Raw genomic sequence first — 16,951 nt, forward strand, 5'->3', positions numbered from 1 at the left:
AAGGCGGACAAAGGGAGTGGCGCTACTGCTTACGGGCCTACACCAACTGGTTTGAGGAGATCACCAACAGCTTTGATTACCCGTGGAGTAACGGCTACGTGGAAGGAACGCACAACAAGATCAAGACGGTGAAGCGTGTGGCCTTTGGGATGCAAAACTTTCATCATTTCCGAACAAAACTGCTTTTTGTCTGTTCAAAAGATCGGTGATAGATGGCATTTGGGAAAACAAAAAGGAGCCTAGTTTTCACTAGACTCCCCAATGGTTGACATAGAACCCTTTTTTTGTGCCCTTTTTTCAAATGTCGTGGAAAATTTTTCGAAAAGCCCTTATGTCATACTTCCAGGTGATGGATGCTTTACAACGATAGACTAAACTAAAGCTATCAAGAGATTCAATTGATGAAGAAGAAAGGAGTCCTCTATGAAAAAGAGACGCATTGCCCTTCTCCTTGTGGCGGCCTTGATCTGCATGCCGTTCGTTTCAACGAATGTTTATGCCGGCCGGGGCAACATTATGCCCGATGGGGAAGAGTACCTGCCCTTTATCGACGTGGACGAGGATAGTTGGTACAGCTTCTACGTCCAATGCGCTTACCACGAGGGAATTATTAACGGGCGAACGAAAACCACCTTTGACCCCGAAGGCTACGTGACCATGGGGGAAGTGGCCACCATGGCGGCGAAACTGCACGATCGATTAATGGAACGATATACCGACTTTGAAGCGAATCGCACCTCGCCGTGGTACGGGCAATACCTGCGCTACTGTTACGACAACGGAATTTACAGAAATCCGAAAGTCGCACAAGGCCAAGTCACGCTCGATGCCTGCGAAAATTGGAAGGCACCGGCGAAGCGAAGGGACGTCGCGGGCATGTTTGCCTACGTGGATCAGCGGCCGGGGCGGGGGTTTTTAAATCCCGACGTGCCCTTAACGGACATTCCCGATGTGGACAGAAGCACGCCCCACCATCAAGAGATCCTGAGGATGTACCGCATGGGGGTGGCTGTCGGCGACGAATGGATGCGCTTTAACCCCGACGGAAAGATCCGCCGCAACGAAGCGGTGGCATTGGCCGTGCGCCTTTTGTATGACGACGCCAGAGTGGAACTGCCGAAAGGATAAGACGATCACCTGAAAGTAAGAGAGACATGAAAGAAAAAGGAGGACATCATGGGATTTGTTAAAGCATTTACCGGCGCTTTAGGCGGAAGCTTCGCCGATCAGTGGAAAGATTTTTACATGGTGCCAGAAGGCATTCCTGCCACGGCAGCGATTTTTGCCGCCGAAGCCAAGGGAATCAACCACGGCCGCGGCGAAAACACCAAGGGAAGCGACAACATTATTACCTCGGGCAGCAAGATCATCGTGCCCGAAGGGACGGCCCTCATTACCATGAAAGACGGCGCCATTACAGGCATTGTCGCCGAGCCCGGCGGATTCATCTACGAAACCGACGATCCAAACGCCCAAAGCATTTTCACCACGGAAGATCCCGTGGGCAGCCTGATTCAGTCCACCTGGGAAAAAATTCAATTCGGCGGCCAAGCCGGCGCCCAACAATTGGCCTTCTACGTCAATTTAAAGGAGATTCCCAACAATCGCTTCGGCACACAAAGTGAAATTTATTGGGATGACGCCTTTTTCGGCACCCAAGTCGGCGCAGTGACCCGAGGCACCTACACCTTGCAGATCGTGGATCCCTTGCTCTTCGTGAAAAATTTCGTGCCGCAAAAATTCTTGATCCAAAACGCGCCGGTCTTCGATTTCGGCGACATGGACAACGACGCGGCGGAACAGCTCTTTAACGAAGTGGTTGGCTCCCTCTCCGCCGCCTTCTCCAACTACACCAACGATCCCTCCAAGGGCAATCGCATGAGCCGCATTCAAGGGGATCAAATGGGCTTCGCCAAGAGCCTCACCGACGCCGTGGAAGAAGGCTATCAATGGAAGACGGGCCGCGGCCTGCAAATTGTGAAGACCGCCATCCTGGCCATGGAATACGACGAAGACACCAAGGCCATGATGAAAGATGTGAAGCGTGCCGATGCCCTCTCCGGGGCCCGAGGCAATTCCTTTATGCAACAATCCGTGGCCCGCGGCATGCAGGCGGCGGGAGAAAACGGCGGCGGCGCCAACATGGCCTTTATGGGCATGGGTATGGGCGCGGCAGGGAATGTTATGGGCGCGACACAGCAGCCGGTGAATCAACAGGCAGGCGTTCAAAATGCGGCCAACCAAGCTCCGCCGGCGCAGGACGCTGATCCCACGGAAAAGCTCATTCAAATGAAAAAATTGCTGGACGCCGGCGTCATTACCGAGGATGAATTCAACAAAATCAAATCCGAACTATTGGGACTTTAGAGGTGGATTATGGCTGATGAAAAGATGAACACCGCCCTTGCGGAAGAAGACAAAGCCAACGGCCAAATCAAATGCCCGAAATGCGGCGCCACGGACATTCAGACCAACACGAAAACCGGAAAGCTGCGCTGCAATTTCTGTCGCCACGAATTTGAACTGATTCGCGCGGCGGACGATGCGGCCATCGAGACCTTAAAGGGAAGCACCGTAAGCGGCGGCGCCAAAGACATCGACGCCGATGCCGAGGATGTCATCACCTTAAAATGCGAAAGCTGCGGCGCGGAAGTCGTCGTGGATACGGCCTCCTCCACTCAGGCCCGCTGCCACTGGTGCCGCAACACCCTTTCCATTAACGATGTCATTCCAAACGGCGCCGTGCCCGACGTGCTCCTGCCCTTCAGCATCTCCAAGGCAGAGGCCCAGAAGGAAATCGAGGCATTCGTCGGCGAGCGAAGAAAATTCGCCCATCCGAAATTTTCAAGGGAATTTACCACGGAAAATATCTGCGGCGTTTACCTTCCCTATATGCTGGTGGATGTGAACGGCCACATGAATCTGTCCGGGGAAGGCGAAATCGAAACCAACAGCTACATGGTCAAAGACGACGACGGGGAACACAGGGAATACGATGTGGACACCTACCACGTGGAGCGGGACTTCGACATTACCATCGACGATCTTCCCATCGAATCCAGCAGCGACAAATTGGATTACAAATCCAAGACCAAGACCACCAACATCATTAATTCCATTTTGCCCTTCGACACGGAAAATTGCGTGGCCTACAATGCCAATTACCTTCGGGGCTATACCTCGGAGAAGCGGGACACAAACATCGGAAGCTTGAAAGACATTACCGACGTGCAAAGCGCCGACGTAGCCCGCCTGGCCATTGTGGACACCTTAAAGGACTACGACCGGGGCGTGCACTGGAAACAGGAAGATTTCACCGTGAAAGGCGACGCGTGGAAGGCGGCCTATTTGCCCGTGTGGCTTTACAGCTACATGCAGATCAAGGGAAAGAAGCAGCTCCTCCACTACGTGGCCGTCAACGCCAGAACCAAAGAGACCATGGGAAGCGTGCCCATTAACTACGGCAAACTCTCTCTCGTCTCCCTTCTCGTGGAAATCGCGAGCTTCTTTGCCGCCGTCGTCCTGCGAATTATTTTAGCCATGGATTTCTTCGACGGCACGAAGATTCAAGAGGGCCGGGACATTGTCTGGTTCCTGCTTTTGGGCGGCTTTATCTACTTCTTCAGCATGGTAAAAAAATACAGAAATCAAGACGCCCGCCATACCTACGAATTCGAAACGAAGAGCGAAGTCTCCAATTTGGATTGCGTGGATGAGTTCCTGCACTCGGAACACGGCGTGACCACGAGCCGCATCGCGAAGGAAAACTACATGGACTTAAAAGGCGACGACGTGAAAAAGATCATGAAAGAGAAGAAGAAAAAGAAGTAAATCTCCCGTGCGACCAGAAAGAGATAAACCGCGTAGGCCGAAAGGAGAAAACCAAGAAAAAGACGCATTGCAGAAAACGCCGCGGCGGAAGTGATGGACCGGCTGAAGAAGATGAGCCTGTTGGATGAGGGTTATTACGCTACGGACGTTCTGCCCGAGACGGCAAATTACAACAATCACGGGGAGGAAGGCTTCCGCGTCACCCTGCGCAAAGACAATCCCGTGGATAAAAACCTCACCGATCACGTACGCCATTTCTTTATTAACAAAACCGGCACGGCGATTTTAGAATACGATCCGGTTACCGACGGCTACAAAGAAGTGCTGGGCGTCAATTAACCGGCGAAAGAGCTCGCAGAGGCGGGCTCTTTTTTTGCGGGCACAAAAAAACCGCGGAGGATATCCGCGGCTTCACTGTTCACTTTCGTCGATGACAAAGCCCGTAATGCGCGCCTGAATGGCCAGCTGGGTGCGGCTGGTAAAGCTCGTCTTGTCCATCAGGTGCATGACGTGGGTCTTCACCGTGTTCAGAGAGATCTCCAATTTGCTCGCGATCTCGTCGTTTCCGGCGCCGGTGGTCAAAAGGCGCAGCACCTGAATTTCCCGAGGCGTGAACTCCGTGGATTTCGCCAGGCCCAGTTGAATCACCGGGGTTTGTTCAGGATAAATGGATTCCCCGGCCAGGGTGCGGCCGATTACCTCGAGGATGCCGGCCTCCGAGGCTTCCTTGTACCAAAAACTGTCGATGCCTATGGCCTTTGCCCGATCCATCCAGGAAACTTCCGGCATGCTGGTGACGGCGACGATTTTTATCTCCGGCCTCAGCTTCTTTATTTTTTCCGCCGCGTCCAATCCGTTGGAGCCGTCTTGCATGAGAATGTCCATAATCACCAAATCCAAGTCCCCGTTCAGGACGTAGGTGTCGGCAAACATGGCCGTGTCCACGGAATACACCACCTCGTAATCGGGACTTTTGTCCAGAATAAGGCGAAAAAGCTCGCGGGAGACGAATTGATCGTCGACGATCATGAGTTTATACGTCACGAAAACCTCCTTTCGTCCAGGATAAATCCAATTCAAAGAACGACTCTCTTCGAACGGCCAGACTGCCGTCGTAATAGGCCAGGCGTTGGCGCATGTTTTTCAAGCCGCCCTTTTCCTCCACCGGGCCCGTGGGCAAGTCGCCGTCGTTTTTAATGCAGCAGGTAAATGTGGGCCCTTGATCTTTCAGCGTGATCCAAATCTTTTTGGCGTGGCCGTGGCGAATGGCGTTATTTAACGCCTCGTGGACCAATTCCACCAAGACCGCCTGATCTTCCTTGCTTTCGGGGACCTCGCCTTCCACCATGACGTGCACGCCGATGGCCCCGCCGTGGTAATAAACTTGTCCCAGGCCGAGGCAACTTTCACAGGCTCCTCCTTTTCGTCGAAAAGAAGAAGGCATTCCCCCCACAGGGTCTCCAACCGGCGGCGATCCTCCGGCGTCTTCTCCGCCTTTTCCAAATAGCGCCTGAAATAAATCAGTGCCTGGCCCAGGCGGTCGTGAATTTTTATTTTGGCCTGTAAAGTTTCCTTTAGCCTCGTGTATTCGCCGATTTTTTCCCGGTACACCTTTAATTCGGCGTTCATCCGCTGATTGGCCCGGGTAATTTTTTCGATTTCCTCGTACAGAGCCCACTCCAGGGTAATGTCGTAGGCCAAGGTTTCTTTCACCAAGCCGTGGTGGATGATTTTAATCTGCCACACCTTGGAATTGCTTTCGACGATCAAAGGCTCCCGCTGCAAAATTTTTGTCCGAGGCTTAATGCGATTGGCTTCGATGTCTCTGGCGCAGAGCAAGTCGTTGACGAGCTTTTTTCCGAAGACCTGATAGCTGATTTCCTGCATTTGGCGGTTCACCAACAGAGGCGTGCCGTCAAGTTTCGAAAAGCAAATCCCGTCGGGAAGATTGTCCACGCTTTCTTTTACGGAGTTTTCCCCCAGCTGTTCCTTTTTTAGGATGGAAAGTTTTCGCGCCAGGGCGCCTTCAAAAAGGAGCAAAAGCAGGAGATAGGCGATGAAGCCGAAAAGGGGCATGGACAGAAAATACGTGGCCACGTGCATGTGCCCGGTGCCCAGCTCCGCCACCACTTGGGCGGGAAGAAGTGCGGCCGCGACCAAGAGGGCGCTCAGAAGAACGAGGCCCGATACGCGCAAGGTGAGGATCGCCTCCACGGAAAGATCCAGGGCGATGAGAAGGATCACGAGGCTTGCGATAAATAACGGGGCGAGGCCGGCTGTGGAAAGATTAAGCATCGATCATCACCGCCTTACTGATGGAGAAGCGCCGAATGCAGAGCATCTCTTCAAATTCCTCCGTAAAGGCGACGCCTTTCGGGGGAAGCACCTCGAGGATTTCTCTTTTCAGGGAGATCTTCTCCTCGGTTTCCACGTAGATGGAAAGCAGAAGATCCTCGTCGTCTTCCTTAAAGTGAATAAATAGCGCCGAGAGAAAATGGAGATGGGCCTCCAAGATGATTTGAAAAGCGGCGTAAAGACTCAGACCGAGAGCGGCATCCACTACGCCCTCCACCGTCCAGGTGTCGGAGGTAATCACGCCTTTCAGCCGCAGGTAGTCCAGGGATTCGTCGAAGGCCAGGCGCACCTCGGAAAGGGTAAGGCTCTTTTTGTTCCTGGCAAGCAAAAATAAATTGGAGAAGCGCTTAATGTATACATTCAGTAGGCAGGCGCCCTTTAAGGCGTCTTCATAGGCCCCCTTCTCCTCGGGCAGCGCGGCCATAATGGTTTTCAGCTGAGCGAATTGGGGCTTGAGATGTTCGTTAATGGCGGCGCGAATCTCCTTCTGCTCTTCCACCTTGGCCATTTCTTCCCTTAATTTGTTATTGGCCATGAGCAATTCGTTTTCGTTGAGCATTTCCTCGTTGACGGAGAGAAGCTGTGCCTTCAGGCGGTTGAAATCCGTGAGATCCACAAACCAAAAACAGCTGCCCCCATGAATGGGCGAACTCTCGAGGAGCGTGTTTTCGTCCACGGCGATGGCGCGGCTTTCGGCCCGCATCACTGCATCGGCGCTGACCTCCGGGCCCTTGTTTGGCTTCACGACCATGTTCCCTTTTAAATCCATCATGCCCATATTCAGTGACGAGAGACTTAGAAACGTGTCGTAGCCGCGATTGGAAGCGATGAGCCGCGTAAAGACCAAGGATTCGATAAAGAGAATCACCGTGAGGCTGTTAAACTCCGCACTTTGAAAGGCGATCTTCACATAGTGAAAAGAGGGCGCATCCGCAATGTAGTACATGGTGTAGATAAAACAAAGGGCCAAAACCCCCACCGGGGCGGCGATGGATCGCAGGCGCTTTTGTGCCAAGGACCGCTTCGAGGTAATGATCAAAGTCAGGGCGGCGAGAAGGAGGATGTAGCCGTTGACGAGAAGATACGCCGGGCCGTACTGTTTAAAGCCCGAGGCGTGGGCGTAGGGAACGAAGACGAGGCCGTGGAGATCGTTGGTCAAAATCAAAAGAATCAACGATGCGGTGGGAATCCAAAAGAGATACCAGCGCCTGTCGATGGCCTCTCGCTCCGATTTGCCCACGTAGAGGGACGTGAAAAAGACCAAATGGACCGTGGTGAGAATGAAAAAGTAGTATATGTAGCGAATCCAATGAACGGCCGTGGAAGATACGATAAGGATTTCGTATTTCACCGTGCGCGTCGCCAAATAGCCGATAAGCAAAAGGGAGATCAGCTTAAATCGCCGGGCCACGTCGGCGCGGAGCACGCGATTTTCCATATTTTTCGCCCAGAGAAGAAAGACAAGGGCGTAGAGGAAAAACACCAAGGTCTTCCCCGTAAAAGGCAATGCATCACGGGCCTCTGCCAATTGAACGGCCGCGGCCGCGGCAATTAAAAGAATCGAGAAGATATAGGTCGTGATCTCTTTTCGGTACATGGGGAACTCCTTCTGAGGCGGCACGGGGGCCGCGCATCTTTTAAAACACTTTGGTTCTTTATTATTATATCAAGAAAAATCGCCCCATGGGCTTCATTTCCGCGGCAACTGGCCGGGCCGGCTTCGCATCGCCGGGCGTGCGTGGATTTCGTTATACGAAATGAATAATTTCGCTTTTATGAATAGACAGGGAGAAAGAAAATCGCTACACTGTGTTTAAAAGATAAAGGATAAACACTATCATTAATGAAAGGAGATCTGTTTGAACACCTATCGAAAATTATTTTCTTACATACCGGAGAAGCGAAGTAACGGCTTTTTATCGGCCGCCTTTTCCGTGATCGCCGTGTGCTGTCATTTATTCGGCTATTACTGTCTGTGGCTCGCCCTAAAGGCCATTTTCATTCAACAGGATTTCAGCGCGGGCAGCGATTACGCCCTTCGCGTGGTAGCGGCATTTGTCGCTTACGGGATTCTCTATTTTCTCGGCACATGGATGAGCCACTTGGCGGCCTTTCGCTTGGAGACCCGCCTGAGGGAAAAGGGCATCGATCATCTCTTGACGGCGTCCAATACTTTTTACGACAAAAACCAATCGGGGCGCGTGCGCAAAATCATCGACGACAATGTGGAGCAGACCCATATGGCCGTGGCCCATTTGATTCCCGATCAGACCGTGGCCATTTTAACGCCCATTCTTATGTTTGTCGTCATCGGCCTGGTGGATTTGCGGCTGGCTGGCTTTTTCGGCGTCATCGTCCTCTTGTCGGGCTTCCTCTGCTTCAAAATGATGGGGGAAAAAGAGTTTATGAGCGCCTATATGGAGCAGCTGGATCTGTTAAATGCCGAAGCCGTGGAATACGTGCGGGGCATGCAGGTGGTGAAGCTGTTTGCCGCGCCCATCGTGAGCTTTAAGCGCCTGTACGGTACCATCAACGATTACGCCGACATGGTTTATAACTACTCCATGTCCTGCCGCATTCCCTATGTCACCTTTCAGTGGTTATTGAATTTATTTATCGTGGCGCCTGTTTTCTACGCAGTCTACCGCGTAGGGGCGGGAGACGCCGGGGGCCTGTGGGCGGCAAAGGCCTTGTTCTTCGCGCTGTTTATGGGCATGTTCTTTGCCAACATTATGAAGATTATGTATGTGTCCATGTATCACGTGCAGGCCAATCGCGCCGTGGATACATTGGAGGTCCTGTTTAAAGAGATGGAGGAAAAGAAAATGGTCTTCGGAAAGGAAAGAGACTTCGGCGACGGATCCATTTCCTTTAGCCATGTGGACTTTTCTTATGAGGACGAAAAAATTCTCTCCGACTTCTCCCTCCACTTGAATGCGGGAAAAGTTTACGCCTTTGTCGGTCCTTCCGGCGGCGGCAAATCCACCATCGCCAAGCTCGTCTCCGGGCTCTATCCGGTGAATAAAGGCGCAGTGATCATCGGCGAGAAGCCCATAAACGCCTACGACAAAGAAGCGGTCATGGAAACGGTGGGCATGGTGTTTCAACAGGCGAAGCTTTTTGAGGGCCTGTCCATTTACGATAATGTGAAACTTGCAGGCCCCGAGGCATCCCCGGAAGAAGTGCATCGGGCCCTGGCCTTAGCCCGCTGCGAAGAATTCAAGGAGAAATTTTCCGCAGGCTACGACACCGTCATCGGCGCCGAGGGCGTGAAGCTTTCAGGCGGCGAGTGCCAACGGGTCGCCATCGCCCGACTGTTTTTAAAAGATCCGAAGATCCTCATTTTGGATGAAGCCTCAGCGGCGGCGGATCCCGAAAACGAATACGAGATCCAAAAGGCCTTTTCCAACTTAATGAAGGGCCGCACCACAATTATGATCGCCCACCGCGTGAGCAGCATTCGCGGCGTGGACGAGATTCTCTTTATCGAAGGTGGAAAGGTCATCGAACGAGGCAATCACGACGCCCTTATGAAAGAGGATGGCCGCTACGCCCGGTTTGTCAACTTGTATCACGAGGCCAATGAATGGAGGATCGACGGATGAAAAAGTATTTACAAAAAACCTACGCCCTCACGGAACGGGGAGCCGACGGTCTGTGGCGGGCGACGGTCTACGGCTTTTTAAAAAACATCACCTACATGCTCCCCATGTTTCTCTTAATGTATGCCACCAACGGCCTCTTGGGCTTTGGAAGTTTCAATACAGCTTACGGGACTCTGGGCTTTGTGCTTATCGGCGTAGTCATGTTTCTGGTCATCAATAAGGAGTACCACACCACCTTTAACGAAACCTACAAAGAATCGGCGAATCTGCGCATGGAAATCGCCGAGGGAATCAGGCAATTGCCCCTGTCCTCCTTTAATAAAAAGGACTTAACCGATGTCTCCCAAACCATGATGAAGGATGTGGAGGCCATCGAACACGCCCTGTCTCACTCCGTGCCGACCTACTACGCCTACCTTGCCACGGTGGCGGTGATCGGCATCATGCTTCTCATCGGCCAACCCCTTCTGGGGCTCGCCGTCTTGGCGCCCATTGTGCTTAGCATTTTTCTCGCCCATCTGTCGCAAAAAATGCAAAAACGAGCGACGAAAAAGTATTATCTTCGTCAGCGCAAGTCCTCGAAAGCCTTTCAGGAACTTATCGATCTTCACGAGGAGATTCAGTCCTACCATTTAAGCGAGACAAAGAAAAGTGAGGCGACGCGACTGGTGCGGCGAAACGAAGCCGTGCACATTCACACGGAGCTAGGTCAGGCTCTTCCCGTCACCTTTTCCGGCGCAATTAGCTTTTTGTCTCTGGGCTTTGCCATGGTGGCGGGCACCCGGCTTCTGCAAAGCGGCACCATTAACGTGCTCTACTTTGCCGGCTATGTCTTTGCGGCGGCCCGCCTGATCGACGCCACCACCGCCTTCACCATGGCCCACGCGGAAATCGCCTACATTTCAAGTAGCGTCGATAAAATCAAAAGCTTGGTGGATGCGCCGGAACAAACGGGAAGCCCGACGGCCCTCACCGGCTTTGACATCGCCGGGGAAGATGTCTGCTTCGCCTACGATAAGAAAAAGAACGTCATCGATGGCATCGCCTTTGAAGCGAAGCAAAACACGGTAACGGCATTGGTGGGCCCCTCCGGCTGCGGCAAATCCACCTTGCTCCGCTTGGTGAGCCGCCTCTACGATTACGATTCCGGACACATGACGCTGGACGGCAAAGAGCTGTCGGCCATTCAAACGGAGGATCTGTTTAAGCACGTGTCCATGGTCTTTCAAGACGTACTCCTCTTCAACGGCTCCGTCTTCGATAACATTCGCATCGGCAAATACGATGCCGCGGAAGAAGAAATTTACGAAGCGGCGAAACGTGCCGGCTGCGACGATTTCGTAAAGCAATTGCCTGAGGGCTACGACACAATTATCGGCGAAAACGGCTCCCGCCTTTCCGGCGGCCAGCGGCAGCGAATCTCCATCGCCCGCGCCTTTTTGAAAGATGCGGAGATCATTCTTTTGGATGAAATCGCCGCGTCCTTGGATGTGGAAAACGAAAAATACATTCAGGAATCCTTGAATCGGCTGATAAAAAACAAAACGGTGATGATTATTTCCCACCGCATGAAATCCATCGAAGGGGTGGATCAGATCATCGTGATGAACGGCGGAAAGATCGAAGCCTGTGGACGCCACGAGGCCCTTTTGAAAGAAAGCCCCACCTACCGCACCATGATCGAAAGCTTCGAGCGCTCCGATGCCTATGTCTATTAGGAGAATGCCATGACGAATTTAGAAGATTGGGTGGAAGGCATTGAGTCTTGGGGCTTTCGCGTCGTGGATTACGACGCGGACACCATGTATTTTGAAGGCGTTGATAGCGATGAGGACACCATGGTCACCTATCGCATCGCCCCCGGCGTCTTCGTCGATTACATCAACATAAAGAGCCGCTATCGCTCGGAAAATGCCGCTCACAGCGGCAGGCGGGGCTATCGCATAGCCTATTGCAGCAGCGGAAACTACTACACCCACATTAACGGAAGCAAAGTGTTAATCACCTCGGCGGAAGTTTTTGTGGGTAAAGCGATTCCCGAAGCCAAGGCTTCCTACGGTACGCAAGAGGGCATCGTCGCTTTTAATATCGTGGTGGCACCCGATGAAATCGAGGGACGCACGTTTTTGGCGGATCTGTCCCGAGATTTTGTCGAAGCGGTAAAAGAGGTCAAGGACATGGGTTTTACGGTGAAGCGAAAAGATGCTCTGGACGAAGCCCGCGGCTTAATCGACGCATTGGCAAAAGCGGATCGCGCCGGCATCGGTCTCATGGCCTTTCGACTTCTCTCCACCATTTCCAAGGAGCAAGTGAGCGCCAATCGCAAGCGCTATTTTCAAGAGACGGAGGATGAATTTGTTGCTGAAATCGAGCAGTACTTACGGGAGAATTTAAAGGAGCCCGTGACCTTAGACCGCCTGGAAGAAGTCTTTGGTTGTTCCAAATCCACGATCATCAACAAATTCATCCGCACTTACCAATACACTCCCATGAAATACCTGGCGAATTTGCGCATGATGGAAGCGGAGCGGCAATTAATCGACACCAACGCCTCCATGACCTACATCGCCGAGTCCGTAGGCTACGACAACCCGTCGAATTTTTCCCGGGCCTTTAAGCAGTTTACGGGATTATCTCCGTCGGCTTACAGAAAATGCTTCGGCCAATCGAAAAATGACACAAAAAAAGCCAAGCCAACGTCCAGAGTGATCCCATAAAGTATTCCGCATTCGAGTGCGAATTTCTCATTGACAAATCTGCAATAAATATATAAATTAAAAACACAATTGTTCAGTAAAGGAGGAATTATGAACCGGAGAAGTCGAATTTGTCTTTATACCATCGCCTTGTCCTACATTCTCTTGCAATTGGTAAGACTATGGCTCGAGTATTTCAGTGCTTCAATGGGCGGCATTCCTTCTTATTTTGCGCTGCCCCTTGTGCCCGTCGGATTGGGCTTAATCTCATGCCTGTTGGGTGAGATAAAAGAATAAGTTGTCTAAAGGCGTCATCAGCCTTGTGCGGAACATTATTGCGGCGTCGCATTCCACGAAAGCCTTTAAAGGATCCATTGATAGTCAATCCTCAATGGATCCTATTTTATAATGAGAGAACACGATTCGACTGATGTCACAAAGGTTGATAGACAAATAAAAAAGGAAGACGGCTGTCTTCCTTAATCCTCTTCGCGGACGCGCTCCCGAAGGGGTTTTTGTTTTTTGGGTTTCTTTTTTTCCGGTAGAGAGAGCAAAAGCACGGAGCCGAAAATCATCAGCATGCCGACGAGGTCGGTGGTTTTAAAGGTCAGATGATAGAGCACCATGGCGACGATGGTGGAAAACACAGCTTCGGACAGGGCGAAGATGCTGGATTTCTGCGCGCCGGTGTAGCGGGCCCCTTCCAGAAAGGTCCAGAAAGGGATCAGAGTGCCGCCGATAATGGTGTAGAGCACGCAGAGGGTGGCGGTTGCATCCCAGGTAGGTGCGGTAAAATCCGGCCGCGTCAACAAAGTGAGAACAATGCCGCCCAAGAGCATGGAGGGCCCAATAATTTCCATGGAGCGATAGGTTTTGGAGAGGCCCGTGGGCGCCAGGTTGAAATTCATAAATCCTACGGCGGAAATCAACCCCCAAATAATCGCCTGACTATTCACCTTTAAATTCGACGGGTCGCCGCCAGTGACCATAAGAAAGAGCCCGAGGCTGCACAGTGCCAGGGTGGGATAAACGATGGGCTTGGGCCAGGTCCGCTCTTTGATGGCTACGACGAAGATGACGAAAAACATCCCCGTGTATTGAATCAAGGTCGTCGTCGGCGCATTGGAATAGGAGATGGCGGTGAAGTAGCCGTATTGCATGCATAAAATCCCGCCGATGGAGTAGAGAAGAAAGGCGGGGATATTTTCTCGCTTGCGCACTACGCGAAAGGCGTAGCGGCCGCTGTGGTATAAGTCGTTAATAAAGAGGACGATGCCTACGATAATCAGACGCACGGCGACGAGAACATCCGGCGTAAAGCCCTTGTATTGAAAAATATACGCGCCCACATTACCGTTAAGAGCCCACATAAATGTGGACAAAAAAATTAAAAGCATACCCTTGAGCATATTAGCATGACCCCTTTCTTGATGCGTTGTTTCACAGGTTAAACGGCAACGTCGACGTTGAAACAAGTGAAACACTATGTCTATTATGGGGGCCGCGTTTGAGGAAAGTCAAGGCGAAAGGCCGATGTATACAAAGATAAGCCAGAGGTGAATTTTTCAAGAATGAAAAGGAAGAAAACGGAAACTTTACAAGGGCTAACGGGGATTTAATAAGGATTTGCTTTTCCTATAATTTACATGGTTTATGCTATGGGGGATGAAAAATTTACAAATGCACAAGGAGGATGCAATGATTCGACGAATGAAATGGTTGGTTGTGGCTTTGGGCCTGCTGCTGCTCGCGGGCTGCGCAAAAGAATCCACGGCCACGGACGCTTTGGATTTAAGTAAGATTACAGTGGAAGAGCTGGAAAAGAAGGCGAAGGAAGAAGGACAAGTCCACTCCGTGGGCATGCCCGATGCCTGGGCCAACTGGAAGGAAACCTGGGAAGATATTGAAAAGACCTACGGCATCAGCCACTCGGATACGGATATGTCCTCGGCGGAAGAGCTTGCAAAGTTTGCCGCGGAAAAAACCAATGCTTCGGCAGACATCGGGGATGTGGGCATCGCCTTCGGTCCCGTAGCCGAAGAACAAGGCCTGTCCTTAAAGTACAAGACCTCTTACTGGGACGACATTCCCGAATGGGCGAAGGACGACGACGGCGACTGGCTCTTGGCCTACACGGGACAAATGTGTTTCATTACGGACAAACAAAATCTGCCTGAAGGGGTTGAGCCGCCGAAGACCTTCGACGATATTTTAAACGGCAATTATGTGTTGACCATCGGCGATATGGAAACGGCCAATCAAAGTCAATTCGCACTCTTAAATGCCGCTGTCACCTATGGCGGGGACGAAAAGAACCTCAAGCCCGGCCTGGACTTTTTCAAGAAGCTCGCCGAGCAAGGCCGCCTGAAGACCACCGACGCATCTCTGGCCAATTTGGAAACCGGGGAAGTGCAAGTGGGCATGTTGTGGGACTTTAACGCCCTGAACTACGCCGATGCCGTGGATCGGGACCGCTTCGTGATTACCGTGCCGCCGGTGACGGTCATGACCGGCTACACCACCATCATCAATCGCTACGCCGCCAATCCCTACTCCGCCGCTTTGGCCCGGGAATTTATTCTCTCCGACGAAGGACAGGATAATTTGGCCAAAGGCTACGCACGGCCCATTCGCGAAAATGCCAAGATTTCCGACGAAGCCAAGAAAAAACTCCTGCCTCCCTCGGCCTACAAGGACATTTACAAGGTCAAAGACAGCAAGGCCTGGGAAGAAAGCACCAAGCAACTGGCTCAGCTGTGGCAAGAAAACGTCATGGCTTATATGAAGTAGATACAGCACAACTTCGGGCCTTCGGGCCCCTTTTTATTTCGAAAGGAGATGTTTATGAAACGACGGCTGCCCTTTCACCTGGCCATGATTCTCTTTGCCCTTATCGCCGTGGCCGTATTGATCTTTCCCTCGGCGAATATGGTCCTTATGAGCTTTAAGTCTCCGGGGAGCGGATGGACCTTGGCCAATTACCGAGAGATCCTCACCGGGTCCATGTACACCGCGGCCATTAAAAACTCCGTGGGAATTTCCCTCTTTTCAAGTGTCGTGGCCATTGTCTTTACCACGGTGACCACCTACGCCATCGTGAGTCATTCGAAAAAGCTCAGAGAAACCTTCGTGGTCATCGCGAACATGACCTCAAACTTCGCCGGCATTCCCCTGGCCTTCGCCTACATTATTCTCCTGGGATCCTCGGGCGTGCTCCTCATTTTCGGCCGCCGCGCCGGCATCGACTGGCTCGCGAATTACAATCTCTATTCCCCCTGGGGCCTTTGCATCGTGTACCTCTATTTTCAACTGCCCATGGGCATCATCCTCCTTCTGCCCATTTACGACGCCCTTGACAAGGGATGGCGGGAATCGGCGGAGCTTTTAGGGGCGAGCAGCTTTCAATTCTGGCGGCGCATCGGTCTGCCCGTGCTCATGCCCTCCATCGTCGGCGTCTTCGCCATGATGTTTGCCAACGCCATGGGCGCCTACGCTTCTGCCGAGGCTTTGACGGGCACCGGGGTGAACCTCCTCTCCATACGCATCGCCAACACGGTGACCGGGGATATTTTCGCCCGGCCGGAAATCGGCGCGGCCTTGTCCGTATTGCTGGCGCTGATTCTTCTCATCAACATGATTTTGGGCGACAAACTGGCCAAGCGGGCCGAGAAAGTGAGTAAAGGATGAAAAAATTTGCAAAAAACGCCGCCATCGTCCTCATGCTTCTGTACCTTTTCGTGCCCCTGTTGGCCACATTGCTCTACGCCACCTCCACGGACTGGTCTTCCACCATGCTCCCCAGAGGCGCCACCCTCGCCTGGTTCGGGAAGCTACTTACGAATAAAACTTTTCTCCGCGCCTTGGGACGCACCTGCATTCTGTCGCTTATCGCCGTAAGCGTTGGCGCCGCGATCATCGTGCCGAGCATCTTTGCCATCCACGTCTACTACCCGCGCCTGGAAAAGGTGGCGGAAGCCATGGTCATCGCATGCTACGCCTTTCCCGGCGTCATCCTAGCATTCGCTTTGATGAACACCTATGCCGCCTTGGGCATCCCCATGCTCACCGTGGTGGTGGGATCCTACATCCTCTTCATCTATCCCATGATTCGCCAGGGCACCTTAAACAGCCTTCGGGCCATCGGCGCACAGACCCTGATGGAGTCAGCGGAAATCCTCGGGGCGACTCCCTGGACGACCTTCAGAAAAGTTATCCTGCCGACGATTATGCCCGGGGTGTTTTCCGCCTGCCTCTTCAGTTTTTCCACCCTCTTCGGCGAATTTGTCATCATTAATTTGGTGGTGGGATCGAAATTTGAAACGGTGCAAATCTTTTTGAGAAAATCCCTCTCCGTCAACGGGCACATGGCCTCGGCCATTGTCATTCTCTACTTTATCGTCATCAGCGCCATCACCTTCGGCGCCCTGGGCCTTACGAGAAAACAGAAAGGATACGAGGCGTAAT

The 16,951-nt window shown here is 52.3% G+C and carries 17 protein-coding genes; 12 read left to right on the plus strand and 5 right to left on the minus strand.

Going from position 1 to position 16,951, the window contains the following annotated elements; all coding sequences use genetic code 11:
- The 5 genes from DG046_RS02690 to DG046_RS02710 all read left to right on the plus strand — a co-directional run.
- Window positions 1-209 (plus strand): transposase (locus DG046_RS02690; protein WP_199909569.1); only part of this gene is annotated, 209 nt, incomplete at its 5' end.
- A 214-nt stretch (window positions 210-423) separates the two neighbouring features.
- A complete protein-coding gene (locus DG046_RS02695; RefSeq protein WP_108831048.1) occupies window positions 424-1,128 on the plus strand; it encodes an S-layer homology domain-containing protein in 705 nt (234 codons plus the stop codon).
- A 48-nt stretch (window positions 1,129-1,176) separates the two neighbouring features.
- On the plus strand, window positions 1,177-2,367 hold the full coding sequence (locus DG046_RS02700; RefSeq protein ID WP_108831049.1) for an SHOCT domain-containing protein: 1,191 nt from the start codon (window positions 1,177-1,179) through the stop codon (window positions 2,365-2,367).
- 9 nt (window positions 2,368-2,376) lie between these two features.
- Complete coding sequence (locus DG046_RS02705) at window positions 2,377-3,831, plus strand: PDDEXK family nuclease (protein WP_108831050.1); 1,455 nt, start codon at window positions 2,377-2,379, stop codon at window positions 3,829-3,831.
- 93 nt (window positions 3,832-3,924) lie between these two features.
- Entirely contained in the window at window positions 3,925-4,170 is a 246-nt protein-coding gene (locus tag DG046_RS02710) for a hypothetical protein (RefSeq protein WP_108831051.1), read from the plus strand.
- A gap of 72 nt (window positions 4,171-4,242) precedes the next feature.
- Here the strand turns inward: DG046_RS02710 and DG046_RS02715 are convergent, their stop codons facing one another.
- Genes DG046_RS02715 through DG046_RS02730 form a run of 4 tightly spaced genes read right to left on the minus strand, consistent with a single transcriptional unit; the run spans window position 4,243 to window position 7,783 of the window.
- Window positions 4,243-4,875, minus strand: coding sequence for a response regulator transcription factor (locus tag DG046_RS02715; RefSeq protein WP_108831052.1), 633 nt, complete (start codon window positions 4,873-4,875; stop codon window positions 4,243-4,245).
- The gene (locus DG046_RS02720) at window positions 4,865-5,131 is read right to left on the minus strand and encodes a sensor histidine kinase (protein WP_108831053.1); all 267 of its coding nucleotides are present in this window, start codon (window positions 5,129-5,131) and stop codon (window positions 4,865-4,867) included. The genes DG046_RS02715 and DG046_RS02720 overlap by 11 nt, the downstream gene beginning before the upstream one ends.
- Entirely contained in the window at window positions 5,107-6,126 is a 1,020-nt protein-coding gene (locus tag DG046_RS02725; protein WP_108831054.1) for an ATP-binding protein, read from the minus strand. The genes DG046_RS02720 and DG046_RS02725 overlap by 25 nt, the downstream gene beginning before the upstream one ends.
- Window positions 6,119-7,783 (minus strand): histidine kinase N-terminal 7TM domain-containing protein, encoded by a 1,665-nt coding sequence (locus DG046_RS02730; protein WP_108831055.1) that lies wholly within the window; start codon window positions 7,781-7,783, stop codon window positions 6,119-6,121. The genes DG046_RS02725 and DG046_RS02730 overlap by 8 nt, the downstream gene beginning before the upstream one ends.
- A gap of 262 nt (window positions 7,784-8,045) precedes the next feature.
- Between DG046_RS02730 and DG046_RS02735 the strand changes: the two genes are divergently transcribed.
- From DG046_RS02735 to DG046_RS02750, 4 genes are all read left to right on the plus strand, one after another.
- Complete coding sequence (locus DG046_RS02735; RefSeq protein WP_108831056.1) at window positions 8,046-9,791, plus strand: ABC transporter ATP-binding protein; 1,746 nt, start codon at window positions 8,046-8,048, stop codon at window positions 9,789-9,791.
- Window positions 9,788-11,509: an ABC transporter ATP-binding protein gene (locus tag DG046_RS02740; protein ID WP_108831057.1), complete on the plus strand. Its 1,722-nt coding sequence runs from the start codon at window positions 9,788-9,790 to the stop codon at window positions 11,507-11,509. Before DG046_RS02735 ends, DG046_RS02740 begins: the two co-directional genes overlap by 4 nt.
- A gap of 9 nt (window positions 11,510-11,518) precedes the next feature.
- Window positions 11,519-12,508, plus strand: a complete 990-nt coding sequence (locus DG046_RS02745; RefSeq protein WP_108831058.1) for a helix-turn-helix domain-containing protein — start codon at window positions 11,519-11,521, stop codon at window positions 12,506-12,508.
- Between the two features lie 90 nt (window positions 12,509-12,598).
- Window positions 12,599-12,784 carry a hypothetical protein gene (locus tag DG046_RS02750; RefSeq protein ID WP_108831059.1) on the plus strand — a complete coding sequence of 62 codons (186 nt, stop codon included), beginning with the start codon at window positions 12,599-12,601 and terminating at the stop codon, window positions 12,782-12,784.
- Window positions 12,785-12,966: 182 nt separating this feature from the next.
- Here the strand turns inward: DG046_RS02750 and DG046_RS02755 are convergent, their stop codons facing one another.
- The gene (locus DG046_RS02755) at window positions 12,967-13,896 is read right to left on the minus strand and encodes a DMT family transporter (RefSeq protein ID WP_108831060.1); all 930 of its coding nucleotides are present in this window, start codon (window positions 13,894-13,896) and stop codon (window positions 12,967-12,969) included.
- Window positions 13,897-14,185: 289 nt separating this feature from the next.
- On the opposite strand from DG046_RS02755, the gene DG046_RS02760 reads away from it, so the two are divergent.
- From DG046_RS02760 to DG046_RS02770, 3 genes are read left to right on the plus strand one after another with little or no spacing between them, the layout of a single operon-like run.
- Entirely contained in the window at window positions 14,186-15,277 is a 1,092-nt protein-coding gene (locus DG046_RS02760; protein WP_108831061.1) for an ABC transporter substrate-binding protein, read from the plus strand.
- Window positions 15,278-15,331: 54 nt separating this feature from the next.
- The gene (locus tag DG046_RS02765; protein WP_108831062.1) at window positions 15,332-16,174 is read left to right on the plus strand and encodes an ABC transporter permease; all 843 of its coding nucleotides are present in this window, start codon (window positions 15,332-15,334) and stop codon (window positions 16,172-16,174) included.
- Window positions 16,171-16,950: an ABC transporter permease gene (locus DG046_RS02770; RefSeq protein ID WP_108831063.1), complete on the plus strand. Its 780-nt coding sequence runs from the start codon at window positions 16,171-16,173 to the stop codon at window positions 16,948-16,950. The genes DG046_RS02765 and DG046_RS02770 overlap by 4 nt, the downstream gene beginning before the upstream one ends.
- Window position 16,951: the final 1 nt, after the last annotated feature.

The sequence above is a fragment of the Aedoeadaptatus coli genome (assembly GCF_900343085.1).
Taxonomy (GTDB): domain Bacteria; phylum Bacillota; class Clostridia; order Tissierellales; family Peptoniphilaceae; genus Aedoeadaptatus; species Aedoeadaptatus coli.